Origin of the sequence: Pseudomonas sp. KCJK9111, from assembly GCF_046231935.1 — a bacterium.
GTDB lineage: Bacteria > Pseudomonadota > Gammaproteobacteria > Pseudomonadales > Pseudomonadaceae > Aquipseudomonas > Aquipseudomonas parafulva_B.
Window position 1 is genome coordinate 33,258 of record NZ_JBJJMO010000034.1, and the last position, 14,436, is coordinate 47,693.

10 protein-coding genes are annotated in these 14,436 nt (G+C 66.4%); 4 read left to right on the forward strand and 6 right to left on the reverse strand.

Translation table 11 applies throughout. The features are described from left to right. Positions 1–62: 62 nt before the first annotated feature. Positions 63–1,208 (forward strand): FMN-dependent L-lactate dehydrogenase LldD, encoded by a 1,146-nt coding sequence (gene lldD, locus ACK59L_RS13140; protein WP_100850852.1) that lies wholly within the window; start codon positions 63–65, stop codon positions 1,206–1,208. Between the two features lie 74 nt (positions 1,209–1,282). After that, entirely contained in the window at positions 1,283–4,087 is a 2,805-nt protein-coding gene (locus ACK59L_RS13145) for an FAD-binding and (Fe-S)-binding domain-containing protein (protein WP_409274047.1), read from the forward strand. Positions 4,088–4,268: 181 nt separating this feature from the next. Here the strand turns inward: ACK59L_RS13145 and glyA are convergent, their stop codons facing one another. The 5 genes from glyA to serC all read right to left on the reverse strand — a co-directional run bounded on the left by glyA (position 4,269) and on the right by serC (position 10,055). Next, positions 4,269–5,534 (reverse strand): serine hydroxymethyltransferase, encoded by a 1,266-nt coding sequence (gene glyA, locus ACK59L_RS13150; protein ID WP_409274049.1) that lies wholly within the window; start codon positions 5,532–5,534, stop codon positions 4,269–4,271. Between the two features lie 23 nt (positions 5,535–5,557). After that, a complete protein-coding gene (locus tag ACK59L_RS13155; protein ID WP_409274051.1) occupies positions 5,558–6,739 on the reverse strand; it encodes an aspartate aminotransferase family protein in 1,182 nt (393 codons plus the stop codon). A gap of 24 nt (positions 6,740–6,763) precedes the next feature. Further along, the gene (locus ACK59L_RS13160) at positions 6,764–7,606 is read right to left on the reverse strand and encodes a YggS family pyridoxal phosphate-dependent enzyme (RefSeq protein WP_409274053.1); all 843 of its coding nucleotides are present in this window, start codon (positions 7,604–7,606) and stop codon (positions 6,764–6,766) included. Then, complete coding sequence (locus tag ACK59L_RS13165; RefSeq protein WP_144966622.1) at positions 7,606–8,853, reverse strand: benzoate/H(+) symporter BenE family transporter; 1,248 nt, start codon at positions 8,851–8,853, stop codon at positions 7,606–7,608. The genes ACK59L_RS13160 and ACK59L_RS13165 overlap by 1 nt, the downstream gene beginning before the upstream one ends. Positions 8,854–8,972: 119 nt before the next feature. Beyond that, positions 8,973–10,055: a 3-phosphoserine/phosphohydroxythreonine transaminase gene (serC, locus tag ACK59L_RS13170; protein WP_409274056.1), complete on the reverse strand. Its 1,083-nt coding sequence runs from the start codon at positions 10,053–10,055 to the stop codon at positions 8,973–8,975. Between the two features lie 131 nt (positions 10,056–10,186). On the opposite strand from serC, the gene ACK59L_RS13175 reads away from it, so the two are divergent. Continuing rightward, complete coding sequence (locus ACK59L_RS13175; RefSeq protein ID WP_409274058.1) at positions 10,187–11,683, forward strand: PLP-dependent aminotransferase family protein; 1,497 nt, start codon at positions 10,187–10,189, stop codon at positions 11,681–11,683. Positions 11,684–11,692: 9 nt separating this feature from the next. Here ACK59L_RS13175 and ACK59L_RS13180 read toward each other — a convergent pair whose 3' ends face one another. Beyond that, positions 11,693–12,991 (reverse strand): serine hydroxymethyltransferase, encoded by a 1,299-nt coding sequence (locus ACK59L_RS13180; protein WP_058604779.1) that lies wholly within the window; start codon positions 12,989–12,991, stop codon positions 11,693–11,695. Positions 12,992–13,247: 256 nt separating this feature from the next. Between ACK59L_RS13180 and ACK59L_RS13185 the strand changes: the two genes are divergently transcribed. Then, the gene (locus tag ACK59L_RS13185) at positions 13,248–14,435 is read left to right on the forward strand and encodes an MFS transporter (RefSeq protein ID WP_409274060.1); all 1,188 of its coding nucleotides are present in this window, start codon (positions 13,248–13,250) and stop codon (positions 14,433–14,435) included. Position 14,436: the final 1 nt, after the last annotated feature.

The window sequence follows — 14,436 nt, forward strand, 5'->3', positions numbered from 1 at the left end:
GTGAAAGGGGCCGGGCAGCCTACATTGCCCGGCCTTACTCACCTGCCAAGCTGCGAGAGCCCATGATCATTTCTGCCTCTACCGATTACCGCGCCGCCGCCCAACGCAAGTTGCCGCCCTTCTTGTTCCACTATGCCGACGGCGGCGCCTACGCCGAGTACACGCTGCGCCACAACGTTTCGGACCTGGCCAGCATCGCCCTGCGCCAGCGCGTGCTGAAAAACATGTCCGAACTCAGCCTGCAGACCGAGCTGTTCGGTGAAACCCTGAGCATGCCCGTGGCCCTGGCCCCGGTCGGCCTGACCGGCATGTACGCCCGTCGTGGCGAAGTGCAGGCGGCCCGTGCGGCGGCCGCCCACGGCATCCCGTTCACGATGTCCACCGTTTCGGTCTGCCCCATCGAAGAAGTGGCCCCGGCCATCGACCGGCCGATGTGGTTCCAGCTGTACGTGCTCAAGGACCGCGGCTTCATGCGCAATGCCCTGGAGCGCGCCAAGGCCGCCGGCGTTCGCACCCTGGTGTTCACCGTCGACATGCCAACCCCCGGCGCCCGCTACCGTGATGCCCACTCGGGCATGAGCGGCAAGAACGGCCCGCTGCGGCGTATGCTGCAAGCCATGACCCACCCGCAGTGGGCATGGGACGTGGGCGTCATGGGCCGCCCGCACGACCTGGGCAACATCTCCACCTACCGGGGCAACCCCACGGGCCTGGCCGACTACATCGGCTGGCTGGCCAACAACTTCGACCCGTCCATTTCCTGGCGCGACCTGGAGTGGATCCGCGAGTTCTGGGACGGCCCGATGATCATCAAGGGCATCCTCGATGCCGACGATGCCCGCGATGCGGTCAAGTTCGGCGCCGACGGCATCGTCGTGTCCAACCACGGTGGCCGCCAGCTCGACGGCGTGCTGTCCAGTGCCCGCGCCTTGCCGGCGATTGCCGACGCGGTGAAGGGCGACCTGAAGATCCTGGCTGACTCCGGCATTCGCAGCGGCCTGGACGTGGTGCGCATGATCGCCCTGGGCGCGGACACCGTGCTGATCGGCCGGGCCTTCCTGTATGCCCTGGCAGTTCATGGCCAGGCGGGGGTGAAGAACCTGCTGGAGCTGTTCGAGAAAGAAATGCGCGTGGCCATGGTGCTGACCGGCACCAAGTCCATCGGCGAGATAACCCGCGACTCGCTGGTACGCGAACTGGGCGCCTGAGCGCCTGTCTGAAACACCGCCTGATTACCGGGGCACGCGCCGCACCAGACGTCGCGGCCCCGCGAGGAGACTGCATGAGCCTGCCTGCTGCGTTTCTGCGCGATGCCGAGCGCCTGATACCTGCCGAGCGTCGCTTCGACGACCCGACCTCTACCCTGGCGTTCGGCACCGATGCCAGCTTCTATCGCCTGATTCCCAAGCTGGTGGTGCGCGTGGAGTCCGAGGACGAGGTGGTCGGCCTGATCAAGCTGGCCCAGCGCGAGCGAGTGCCCATCACCTTCCGCGCTGCCGGCACCAGCTTGTCCGGCCAGGCCATCAGCGATTCGGTCCTGATCGTACTGGGCGATAACTGGAACGGGCGCGAGGTGCGCGGCCAGGGCGAGCAGATCAGGCTGCAGCCGGGTGTTATCGGCGCCCAGGCCAATGCCTGGCTGGCGCCATTCGGGCGCAAGATCGGCCCGGACCCCGCCTCGATCAATGCTTGCAAGATTGGCGGCATCGTCGCCAACAACGCCAGCGGCATGTGCTGCGGCACGGCGCAGAACACCTACCACACCCTGGCCGGCCTGCGCCTGGTGCTGGCCGACGGCACCTGCCTGGATAGCGAGGACCCGGCCAGCGTCGCGGCCTTCCAGAAAAGCCACGCCCCCTTGCTCGACGCCCTCGCCCGCCTGGGCCGGGAGACCCGCGCCAACACGGCCCTGGCCGAGCGCATCCGGCACAAGTACCGGCTCAAGAACACCACCGGCCTGTCGCTCAATGCCCTGGTGGATTTCGACCAGCCGCTCGACATCCTGCAGCACCTGCTGGTCGGCTCCGAGGGCACCCTGGGTTTCATCAGCGCGGTGACCTACGACACCGTGCCCGACCACCCACACAAGGCCAGCGCCCTGCTGGTGTTCCCCAGTGTCGAAAGCTGTTGCCGCGCCGTGCCGATCCTCAAGCGCCAGCCCGTGTCGGCGGTGGAGTTGCTGGACCGGCGCAGCCTGCGCTCGGTGCAGGACATGGCCGGCATGCCGGTGTGGGTCAAGGGCCTGTCGGCCAATGCCTGCGCGCTGTTGATCGAATCCCGCGCCGCCAGCCAGACCCTGCTGCACGAACAGGTGCACCAGGTGATGGCCTCGATTGCCGAGTTCCCCCTGGAACAGCAAGTGGATTTCAGCGAAAACCCGGTGGTGTACAACCAGCTGTGGAAGATCCGCAAGGACACCTTCCCCGCCGTGGGCGCCGTGCGCCAGACCGGCACCACGGTCATCATCGAAGACGTCACCTTCCCCGTCGAGCAACTGGCCGAGGGCGTCAACCGCCTGATCCAGCTGTTCGACCAGCACCGCTACGACGAGGCGATCATTTTCGGCCATGCGCTGGAAGGCAACCTGCACTTTGTCTTCACCCAGGGTTTCAACAGCGCCGAGGAAGTGGCTCGCTACCAGGCTTTCATGGACGACGTGGCGCAGTTGGTGGCCGTGGAGTTCGGCGGCTCGCTCAAGGCCGAGCACGGCACCGGCCGCAACATGGCGCCCTTCGTGGCGCTCGAATGGGGCCAGGATGCCTACCAGCTGATGTGGCAGCTCAAGCGCCTGCTCGACCCCAACGGCATTCTCAACCCTGATGTGGTGCTCAGCGAAGACCCGGCCATTCACCTCAAGCACCTCAAGCCGCTGCCGGCTGCCGACGCGATCGTCGACAAGTGCATCGAATGCGGTTTCTGCGAGCCGGTGTGCCCGTCCAAGGGGCTGACCCTCAGCCCGCGCCAGCGCATCGTCATGTGGCGGGATATCCAGGCCAAGGAACGCAACGGCCAGGATACCCGCGCCCTGCGCGACACCTTCCAGTACCAGGGCATGGACACCTGCGCTGCCACGGGGCTGTGTGCCCAGCGCTGCCCGGTGGGCATCAACACCGGCGAGCTGGTCAAGAAGCTGCGCGCCCAGGCGGCCGATCATGGCAAGGCCGCCGACTGGTTGGCCGAACACTTCAAGACGGCCATGGGCGGCGCGCGCCTGTCCCTGACCGCCGCCAATACAGCGCGCAAGCTACTGGGCGCGCCTCGTCTTAACCGCTTGAGCGCCGCCCTGAGCAAGACCAGCAAAGGCCGCGTGCCCCGCTGGACCCCGGCGATGCCCCAGCCTCTGCGCCCTGTGCGCGTGGGTGAGGCGAGCAACGACCCGCGCCCGCGCGTGGTCTACCTGGCTGCCTGCGTGTCCAAGGTCATGGGCCCTGCGTATGCCGATCGCGAGCAGAGCTCATTGCTGGACAAGACCCGCAGCCTGTTGGAGAAAGCGGGGTATCAGGTCGTCTTCCCGGAGAATGCCGAAAGCCTGTGCTGCGGCCAGCCCTTCGCTTCCAAAGGCTACCCCGAGCAGGCTGAACACAAGCGCCAGGAGCTGATCAATGCCTTGCTGCACGCCAGCCGTGGCGGCCTGGACCCGATCTATTGCGACACCAGCCCCTGCACGCTGCGCCTGGTCCAGGACCTGGGGGATACCCGTTTGGACCTGTACGACCCCGTGCGTTTCATCCGCACGCACCTGGTCGACCGGCTCACCTTCACCCCGCAGGATGAACCGGTGGCCGTGCATGTGACCTGCAGTACGCAGCACCTGGGCGAAAGCCAGGCCCTGATCGACCTGGCGCGGCGGTGCAGCACCCAGGTGGTGATACCGGAAGGCATTCATTGCTGCGGGTTTGCTGGCGACAAGGGCTTCACCACCCCGGAGCTCAATGCCCATGCCTTGCGCAGCCTGAAGGATGCCGTGCAGTACTGTGGTGAGGGCATTTCTACCAGCCGCACCTGTGAGATTGGCTTGTCGACCCACAGTGGCATCGATTATCACGGGTTGGTGTACCTAGTGGATCGGGTGACCCAGGCGCGGTAGCTGGAGCCCCGCGTTCGATGCTGGGAACCTGGGGCCGCTGCGCGGCCCCGGTGATCTTCATCCGATACCCAACGGCACAGCAAACTCAGCAACAAGAAAGGGCTGCCAAGCAGCCCTTTCACACAGGTTATAAAACCTGCATCAAAAACCCCGACACCTCCGGTGCCAGGTCCCGACCCTCTCAGCCATAAACCGGATAACGACGGCACAGCGCAACCACCTGCTCACGCACATGGTGCCCCACCTCTTCACTGCGCCCGGTTTCCAGGGCATCGAGCACATCGCACAACCAGCCCGCCACCTGCTCGCACGCCTCGACATCGAACCCGCGGGTGGTCACTGCCGGCGTACCGATGCGCAGCCCCGAGGTCACGAACGGCGAACGCGGATCGTTAGGCACCGAGTTCTTGTTGGCCGTGATATAGGCGCTGCTCAAGGCCGCATCGGCTTCCTTGCCGGTGTAGGGCTTGGCCGACAGGTCGATCAGCATCATGTGGTTGTCGGTCCCGTCCGACACGATCTTGTACCCGCGCGCCTGCAACACTTTGGCCATGGCCCGGGCATTGGTCACCACCTGGGTCTGGTAGCTGCGAAATGCCGGCGACAGCGCTTCCTTGAAGGCCACGGCCTTGGCCGCGATCTGGTGCATCAGTGGGCCGCCCTGGACACCTGGGAACACCGCCGAATCGAGCTTCTTGTAGAAACTCTCGTCCTGCCCCTTGGACAGAATCAGGCCGCCGCGCGGGCCGCGCAGGGTCTTGTGGGTGGTGCTGGTGACCACATGGGCGTGGGGCAGCGGGTCCGGGTATTCGCCGGCGGCAACCAGCCCGGCCACGTGGGCCATGTCCACCCAGAAGATAGCCCCGACCTTGTCGGCGATGCTGCGCATGCGTGCCCAGTCCTTGTAGCGCGAGTAGGCCGAGAAACCACCGATGAGCATCTTCGGGCGGGTTTCCAGCGCGATGCGCTCCATCTCGTCATAGTCCAGAAAGCCTGTCTTCGGGTCCAGGCCGTAGGGCACGATCTTGTAGTGGCGGCCCGAGAAGTTGGCCGGGTTGCCGTGGGTCAGATGCCCTCCCTGGGCCAGGTTCATGCCCATCACGGTGTCGCCTGGCTGGATCAGCGCCAAAAACACCGCCGCGTTGGCCTGGGCACCGGCGTGGGGCTGCACGTTGGCGTAGTCGCAGTTGAACAGCGCCTTGACCCGCTCGATGGCCAGGCTTTCGGCCACGTCCACGTATTCGCAGCCACTGTAGTAGCGCTTGCCGGGATAGCCCTCGGCGTACTTGTTGGTGAGCACCGTGCTCTGGATCTGCATCACCAACGGGCTGGCATAGTTCTCCGAGGCGATCAGCTCGATGTGGTCTTCCTGGCGATTCACTTCGTTGCGAATCGAGGCGTGCAGCTCTGGATCGAAGACGTTGAGGGTCAGCGTCGAGTCGTACATGTATTAAGCGTCCTTGTTCTGAATCAGGCTTGGGATGACAGCAAGCGGGTCACGCGTGAAGCGATGTCGTCGATCTGCGCCTCGGAGCAGATCATTGGCGGCAGCAGGCGCACGGTGGTACCTCGGGTGACGGTGATCAGCAGGTGTTGCTCGTCCCGGGCCCGGTCCACCAGTTCGGCGCAGGGGCGGTTGAGCTCGATGCCGACCATCAGGCCCAGGCCGCGCACCGACACCACTTCTGGATGCCCGGCTAGCGCCAGTTGCAGGGCCGCCAGCAAACGCTGGCCCAGCACCGCAGCCCGCTGCGGCAGGTGATCGCGCTGCATGATGTCCACCACCGTGCAGCCCACGCGGCATGCCAGCGGGTTGCCGCCGAAGGTGGAGGCATGGTGGCCAGGGGAGAACAGCTCGGCGGCCTTGCCACGGGCCAGGCACGCGCCGATGGGGAAGCCATTGCCCAAGGCTTTGGCCAGGGTGATGACGTCGGGCTCGATGCCGGCGTGCTGGAAGCCGAACCAGGTGCCGGTACGGCCCATGCCGGTCTGCACCTCGTCGATCATCATCAGCCAGTGGTGCGCGTCGCACAGCTGGCGCAGCGCTTGCAGATAGCCCACCGACGCCGGGTGCACACCGCCCTCGCCCTGCACGGGCTCGACCAGCACGGCCACCACGTTGGGCGACTGGGCCGCGACCTGGCGCACGGCCTCGATGTCATCGTAGGGCACGCGGATGAAGCCTGGCATCAGCGGCTCGAAGCCGCGGTGAACGGCCGGGTTGCCGGTGGCGGCCAGGGTTGCCAGGGTGCGCCCATGGAAGCTGTTTTCCATGACCAGCACCTGGGGTTGGGCAACGTTCCGGGCCGTGGCGTGCAAACGCGCCAGCTTTAGCGCGGCCTCGTTGGCCTCGGCGCCGGAGTTGCAGAAGAACGCCCGCTCCATGCCCGAGAGCCGGCACAAGCGCTCGCCAAGCTGTTCCTGCCACGGGATACGAAACATGTTGGTGGTGTGCAGCAGCACGTCGGCCTGTTCGGCCAGGGCGGAGGCGATCTCGGGGTTGGCGTGCCCCAGGCTGGTCACGGCCACCCCGGCGATGGCGTCGAGGTATTCGACCCCGTGCGAATCCCACAACAGGGCGCCCTGGCCCCGGCTGAACGCAACCGGTTGGCGGGCTGAGGTGTGCATGAGGTAAGCGGGAGCAGCAGACATTGCAGGTTTCCTGTACAGAGGGGGTCAGTGGCTGGTGGCCAGCGACGGGGTGGCGTCCTGGTGCGGCGCGGCATCGGCCGTGGGCCAGTAGTAGGCATCGGGCATGGCGCGGGCGCCGAAGATCGCCTGGCCGACGCGCACCACCGTGGCGCCCTCCTCGATGGCCACTTCGAAATCACCCGACATGCCCATCGACAGCTCCTGCAACGACACCCCTTCAGGCGCACTGGCGCGCAACCGGTCGCGCAACTCGCGCAGCAACACGAAGCACGGGCGTACCCGCGCGGCGTCGGCCGAAAACAGCGCCAGGGTCATCAGGCCGCGCACACGCAGCGCCGGGAACGCCGGCAGTGCTTGCACGAACGCCGCCACGTCATCAGGCACCAGCCCGTACTTGCTGGCTTCGCCCGAGGTGTTGACCTGGACGAACACATCCATCTGCCGCCCCTCAATGCGCAGGCGGCGGTCCAGCACCTCGGCGACCCGCAGGCTGTCCAGCGCCTGGAACTCGCTGGCAAAGCGCGCCACCTGCTTGGCCTTATTGGTCTGCAGGTGGCCGATCACCGACCACTGCAAGTCGTGCAGGTCGGCCATGGCTTCCCACTTGCGCTGGGCCTCCTGCACCTTGTTCTCGCCCAGCAGGCGGCAACCGGCGGCATAGGCCAGGCGCAGGTGCGCTTCGTCGAAGGTCTTGCTGACCGGCAGCAGGCGCACTTCGGCCGGGTCTCTCCCGCCCCGCTCGCAGGCCCGGGCGATGCGCTCATGCACGGCGGCCAGGTTGCGGCGAAAATCCTCGACGGTGTTGGCCTGCGGGTAGCGGCCGTGGCGCGCATGCAGGGTGGTGAGGTCTTCGGCGTACTCGCTCATCAATTCGTCGCTCCTTTGGTGGGCACTGCTGCCGGTTCTGCCTGAACGGCCTTGGCCCGGCGAGGCAGGCGACCGTTGAGCACGGCGTAGGCCACAAGGCCGATCACCAGCCCCCAGAACGCACCGCCGATACCCAGCAGGGTGATATTGGCCGCACAGGCCAGGAAGGTGATCAACGACGCCTCGCGCGCTTTTGCATCGAGCATGGCATTGGCCAGGCTGCCGCCGATGGTGCCCAGCAGGGCCAGCCCCGCCAGGGTGGTGATGAAGGTGGCCGGGAAGGCCATGAACACCGCCGCCAGGGTCACCCCGAAGATGCCCACCAGGATGTAGAAGATGCCGGCGGCCACACCCGCCACCCAGCGCTTGGATGGGTCTTCGGACGCTTCCTTGCCGGTGCAGATGGCGGCAGTGATGGCGGCGATGTTGAAGGCGTGGGAGCCGAACGGCGCCATCAGCAGCGAGCCCAGCCCGGTGATGCCGAGGATCGGGTTGGCACTGGTGCTGAACCCGTCGTTGCGCAACACCAGCATGCCGGGCATGTACTGGCCGGTCAGGGTGATCAGGAACAGCGGCAGCGCCACGCTCAGCAGTGCGTTGAGCGAGAACTCGGGGCGGGTGAACACTGGCGTGGCGAATTCCAGGGACAGCCCAGCGAAATCGACCCGCCCCTGCATCACCAGGTAGACCAGCCCCAGTACCAGGATGCCGACCACCGCATAGCGGGCGCTCAGGCGCTTGAACACGATGTACGCCCCGATCAGCAGCCCGACCAGCAGCGGGTCGACGCTCATGCTGGCGAAGGCGCCGATACCGAACTGCAACAGGATGCCGCCCAGCAGGCCCGCGGCCACCCCTGGCGGAATCAGGCGCACGGCTTTTTCGAAGTAGCCCGATACGCCCAGCAGCACGAAGGCCACCGCTGACACCATGTACGCCCCCACCGCCTCGGCGTAGGGCGTGGTGGCCAGGGCCACGATCAGGAACGCCGCCGCCGGCGTGGACCAGGCGGTGATGATCGGCTCGCGGCTGACCCAGCTGAGCAGCAGCCCGGTCACGCCCACGCCGATGGACACCGACCACACCCAGGAGGCGGTCAGCTCGGGGCTGAGCCCTGCGACCTTGGCAGCCTGGAACACCAGGATGAAGGTGCCGCCATAGTTGACGATCACCGAAATGAGCCCGGCCACCACCGGGTGCAGCAGGTCCTGCAGGCGTAGGGGCGAGGGGGTACGAGTAGATGACATAGGTCTTGGCTCCTTGCTAGACGCTGTATCCGGCTGCGGTAGGCAGTCATTTATAGCCGCAGATTGGCTGGTTTTACCCCGACGCTTCGCCTAGGCAGACCAGACCACTTTCAGTGCACTCAACCGTACCTGCGAGCGAACGCCCCCATGAATTCGCAAAGGGCGGCCACCGCTTCGACGGAGATGGCGTTGTACAGGCTGGCGCGAATACCGCCGACGCTGGCGTGGCCCTTCAGGCCATGCAGCCCGGCCGCCTCGGCCTCACGCAGGAAAGCCGCTTCAAGGGCTTGATCGGCCAGCCGGAACGGCACGTTGTTGATCGAGCGATAGGCCGGCTGCACCGGGTTGCGGTAGAAACCGTCGCTGCCGTCGAGGGTTTCGTACAGCAGGCTGGCCTTGGTCTTGTTGCGCTGGTGCAGCACCTGCAAGCCCCCGCTGCGCTTGATCCACTGCAGCGTCAGGCCGGTCAGGTACCAGGGGAAGGTGGCGGGCGTGTTGAGCATCGACTGGGCATCGCTGATACACCCATAGTTGAGGATGTCCGGGGTGAACCCATGGCAGCGGTCCAGCAGCGCCGGGTCCATGATGACCACCGTCAGCCCGGCCACGCCCATGTTCTTCTGGGCGGCGGCATACACCAGGCCATGACGCGCGATGTCGATGGGCTTGGACAGCAGGCTCGAACAGGCATCGCACACCAGCGGCGCCTCGCTGGCGGGCGGCTCGGCGAACTGCACGCCGTGTACGGTCTCGTTCTCGGTGTAGTGCAGGTAGGCAGCCTTCGGGTTCAACTGCCAGTCCTTGACCGCCGGCACCCGGTCAAAGCCGGTGCCCTGGGCACTGGCGACCACGCGTACCTCGCAATACTGGCGCGCCGCCTCGATCGCCTTGCCCGACCACAACCCGGTGTGCAGGTAGTCCACGCTGCCGTTGTCACCGGCCAGGTTCATGGGCACCTGGGCGAACTGCAACGAAGCGCCGCCCTGCACGAACAGCACCCGGTAGTGCGCCGGCACCTCCAGCAGCTCGCGCAGGTCGGCCTCGGTCTGCTCGGCAATGGCGCGGAAGATGGGCGAGCGGTGGCTCATCTCCATGATGGACATGCCCGTGCCGGCAAAATCGTGGAACTCGTCGTACGCCTGGTTGAGCACTTCCAGGGGGACTGCGGTGGGGCCTGCGCTGAAATTGTGTGACCGTGCCATGGGGGGTGGACTCCTGTGCGTGAACGCGCCGACGCGGTGAATACCAGGCCTGGCCTGGCTGGCGAAGGCCGGAGTCTACGGATAAACTGGCCTGCCCTTACCTGCCAGTTCATGGATGGAGAGCAGACCACATGGCGAAGACCTTCGCGCTGGACACCCTGAAGATTCGGCTCAACGACGCCGAGTTTCAGCTGCTGGACCTGCACCAGCGCATCCAGCGCGCCATGCGTGCGTTGATCCTGGATGGCGCGCTGGGCCCGAGCCTGAAACTGCCTTCTACCCGTGTGCTGTCCAAATCCCTGGGTTGTGCCCGCGATACCGTCGAAAACGCCTACGTGCAGCTGCACCGGGACGGTTTCATCGTGCGCCGCGGCGGCGCGGGCAGCTACGTGTGCGACACGGTGGGCGCCGAATTGCGCGGGGCCGGGCCACGCCGGCAACGCACGCAGGAGGTGCGGCGCAGCGTGGTCGCGCCCGGCGTCGAACTCAGCCAACGCGGGCGCATGATCTTCGAGACCGGTGGCGTGCGTGACCAGCAAGTGATCAAGGCCTTCGCCACCGGCCTGCCGGAAACCCGTAGCTTCCCCACCGACGTCTGGGAGCGGCTGCAACGCCAGGTGGTCAAGGACTACCGCGCCAGCGTCCTGCTGCACGGTGACCCACAAGGCGCCGAACCCCTGCGCAAGGCCATCGCCACCTACCTGAACCTCGAACGCGGGGCCACGTGCACACCCGACCAGGTGCTGGTGCTCAGCAGTACGCGCCAGGCGTTGTACCTGTGCGCGCAATTGCTGGTAGATGCCGGCAAACCCATCCTGCTGGAAAACCCCGGCTACTACGGCGCCCGCAAGGCGTTCGCAATCGCCGAGACCAAGGTGTTGCCCATCGACGTGGACGAACGGGGCATCCGCACCGACCTGCTGTTCGCCGACCGCAGCGGCGCCAACTGCGTGTACGTCACCCCCTCGCACCAGTACCCCACGGGCGCGACCCTGCCCTTGGAGCGCCGGCTGGAGCTGATCAACTGGGCTGCACAAAAAGCCAAGTGGATCATCGAGGACGACTACGACAGCGAGTTTCACTACGACGGCCAGCCCACCGCCTGCGTGCAGGGCCTGGACCGGTACCAGCGCACCCTGTACATCGGCACCTTCAGCAAGACCCTCTACCCTGGCCTGCGCATGGGCTACATCGTGCTGCCGCCCGAACTGGTCAAGCCCTTCGCCTATGCCCGCAGCATGATGGATGGCCACACCCCGCAGGTCTTGCAGTTGACCCTGGCGCGCTTCATGGAGGACGGGCACTACAACGCCCACGTACGCGCCATGCGCAAGTTGTACGCCGGGCGCCGGGCGGTGATGCACGATGCCATCGCCAAGTACCTGAGCCCGGTGGTCACCGCCCACCTGCCGCCAGGTGGCTTGCAGATCCCCTGCCTGCTCAAGCCAGGCTGGTCCGAAGAAAAGACCATTCGCCAGGCGGCCACAGCCGGCGTGCAGCTGTCGGGCCTGAGCAGCCTGTACCTGGGCGAGCCGCAGACCCATGGCTGGCTGCTGGGGTATTCCTCGCTCACGGCCTACGAGATCGAAGCGGCCATGCTGCGCCTGGCCAACGCCCTCAAGCTTTGAGCGCCGGGTTCAGTAAGGCAGTTTGAAACGCCGGGTCAGGTCGAAGATGCCCTCGCGGATCGAGCGCTCGGTGCGGCTGTCCATGGCACCGCTGCGCACGCCCCCGAGCATGGCCAGGATCATGTCCCCGATCTCGCGGAACTCATCCTCGCCCATGCCCCGGGAGGTACAGGCCGCGCTGCCCAGGCGAATGCCCGAGGTGACGCTGGACTTGACCTCGTCACCGGGCACGACGTTACGGTTGACGGTGATGCCAACCGCCTCCAGCGCGCCTTCGGCGGCGTTACCGGCAAGGCCCCAGGGCCGCAGGTCGATCACCCCCAGGTGGCAGTCCGTGCCGCCCGATACCACCAGCAAGCCGCCTTCGGCCAACCGCCCGCACAAGGCCCGGGCATTGGCCACCACCGCATGGGCGTAGGGGCCAAAGCCCGGTTGCAGCGCCTCGCCCAGGGCCACGGCCTTGGCCGCCACGGTGTGCATCAGCGCAGCGCCTTGCAGGCCGGGGAACACCGCCGCGTTGATCCTGCGCGCCAGGGTCTGGTCGTTGCACAGGATCATCCCTCCGCGCGGGCCGCGCAGGGTCGCGTGGGTGCTCAGCGTGGTGACGTGGGCATGGGGCACTGGCGAGGGATAGGCGCCGCCTGCGACCAGCCCGGCGACGTGGGCGATGTCGGCCATCAGGTACGCCCCCACCTCGTCGGCAATGGCGCGGAAACGGGCGAAATCCAGCGCGCGTGAGTACGCCGACGCCCCGGCGATGATCAGCCGTGGCCGCTCACGGCGGGCGATGTGCGCCACCTGGTCCATGTCGACCAGGTGCGTCAGCGGGTGCACACCGTAGCTGACCGCCTGGAACCAGCGCCCGGACACGTTGAATGCCGCGCCGTGGGACAGGTGCCCGCCCGACTTCAGGTCCAGACCGAGAATCTTGTCCTCCGGCTCCAGCAGCGCCAGGAACACCGCCTGGTTGGCCTGGTTGCCAGAGTGGGGTTGCACGTTGGCGTAGCTGCAATCGAACAGCAGCCGGGCCCGCTCGGTGGCCAGGTCCTCGACCACATCCACATTGGCGCAGCTGGCGTAATAGCGCCGCCCTGGATACCCCTCGGCATACTTGTTGGTCAGCACCGACCCTTGCGCTTCGAGCACGGCGCGGCTGACCACGTTCTCGGCGGCGATCAGCTCGATGGACTGCACCTGGCGCAGCCGCTCGGCATCGATGGCGGTCCACACCTCGCTGTCCACCTGCGGCAGCGCAGCGGCACTGATGCCCGGCAGCGCGTGGCCCTCTTTATAAGCGAAATGCGGCATGTGTACTCCTTGTCTGAACGCCGGCAATAACCGCACTACCCTAGCGGCCTGCGGCGCCTGCGACCGTACCGGTTGCCCGCGCTGTTGCAGACCACCTGTCCTGGCCCGGCAAGCAGGCGTCTGCCCTGGGCATGCCAGAACGCGCAGAAAATGGGCCAAAGTGGTCTGGCCTAATGCCATTAACTGGACTACCCGACAAGACCATAGCCTCATTAAGCTCTGCGCCGACTCAGCTCATGCCCCTACAGGTTTCACCATGACGATACGTATCGGCCTGTTGCCGCAAGTCGCCGCAGCACACTTTGTCAGCCACCTGCACATCATGGTGCTGGCGGCGCTCTTTCCGCTGCTGCCTGCTTTTTTGAACGTGGATTATGTAGCGCTGGGCCTGGCCCTCAGCGTGTTCAACATCGTCACCGCGCTGGTGCAGGCCCCCATGGGGTTCGCCGTTGATCGCCATGGCGCCAGGCGCCTGCTGCTGATGGCCCTGGCCTTGGGCAGTTGCAGTTTCCTGCTCATTGCCCTGCTGCCCGGCTACACCTGCCTGCTGGTGGGCATGGCACTGGCGGGGGTGGCCAATGCCGTCTACCACCCTGCCGACTACGCCCTGCTGTCGCGGCACATCAACCCTGCGCACATCGGCAAGGCGTTTTCGGTGCACACCTTTGCAGGTTTTCTGGGCGCGGCGGTGGCCCCGGTGTTGTTGCTGGGGGTGGCGGTGGCCAGCGGCCCGGCCATGGCCTTTGCGACCGCAGCGCTGGTGGGCTTTGCAGCACTGGCCCTGCTCCTGATACCCGGCTCGGCACTGGCCCAGGTCAGTGACACGCCGCCCGCCCCGGCACCCAAGCCGGCGCAGGCACAACGCGTGGCGCTGCTCTCGCCCATGATCATCAGCCTGACCCTGCTGTTCGTGCTGCTGAACCTGAGCACCGGGGCCATCGAAAAGTTTTCTGTCGCGGCCCTGATGCAAGGCCAGGGCGTGGCGCTGTACTGGGCCAACTCGGCGTTGACTGCCTTCCTGTTCGCCAGCGCCTTCGGCGTGCTGGCAGGCGGTGCACTGGCCGACCGCACCCAGCGTCACGGGGTGGTGGCGGCCAGTGCCTTTGCGGTGGCGTGCGTGCTGATGCTGCTGGTGGCCACGGCGGGCCTGAGCGAGCCGCTCTTGCTCGCCGTGCTGGGCGCGGCAGGCTTTTTGACCGGCGTGATCGCCCCGTCACGGGACATGCTGGTACGGGCCGCCGCCACCAAAGGAGCCGAAGGCAAGACCTTCGGCATCGTGTCCACGGGTTTCAACATCGGCGGTGCCATCGGGCCGGTCGGGTTCGGCTGGTTGCTGGACCAGGGCCACCCCTTTTTCACCACTGACGCTGCCCACGGAGTAACCGGGGGTAAGCTTCGGTGTCGACGCCCGCCTAACAAAAACAACAACACTAGAGTAGCATAAG

What these genes read in the sequence shown, in the direction of transcription:
- lldD (WP_100850852.1), top strand. Translation starts at nt 63, where the DNA reads ATGATCATTTCTGCCTCTACCGATTACCGCGCCGCCGCCCAACGCAAG.
- ACK59L_RS13145 (WP_409274047.1), top strand. Translation starts at nt 1,283, where the DNA reads ATGAGCCTGCCTGCTGCGTTTCTGCGCGATGCCGAGCGCCTGATACCT.
- glyA (WP_409274049.1), bottom strand. Translation starts at nt 5,534, where the DNA reads ATGTACGACTCGACGCTGACCCTCAACGTCTTCGATCCAGAGCTGCAC.
- ACK59L_RS13155 (WP_409274051.1), bottom strand. Translation starts at nt 6,739, where the DNA reads ATGTCTGCTGCTCCCGCTTACCTCATGCACACCTCAGCCCGCCAACCG.
- ACK59L_RS13160 (WP_409274053.1), bottom strand. Translation starts at nt 7,606, where the DNA reads ATGAGCGAGTACGCCGAAGACCTCACCACCCTGCATGCGCGCCACGGC.
- ACK59L_RS13165 (WP_144966622.1), bottom strand. Translation starts at nt 8,853, where the DNA reads ATGTCATCTACTCGTACCCCCTCGCCCCTACGCCTGCAGGACCTGCTG.
- serC (WP_409274056.1), bottom strand. Translation starts at nt 10,055, where the DNA reads ATGGCACGGTCACACAATTTCAGCGCAGGCCCCACCGCAGTCCCCCTG.
- ACK59L_RS13175 (WP_409274058.1), top strand. Translation starts at nt 10,187, where the DNA reads ATGGCGAAGACCTTCGCGCTGGACACCCTGAAGATTCGGCTCAACGAC.
- ACK59L_RS13180 (WP_058604779.1), bottom strand. Translation starts at nt 12,991, where the DNA reads ATGCCGCATTTCGCTTATAAAGAGGGCCACGCGCTGCCGGGCATCAGT.
- ACK59L_RS13185 (WP_409274060.1), top strand. Translation starts at nt 13,248, where the DNA reads ATGACGATACGTATCGGCCTGTTGCCGCAAGTCGCCGCAGCACACTTT.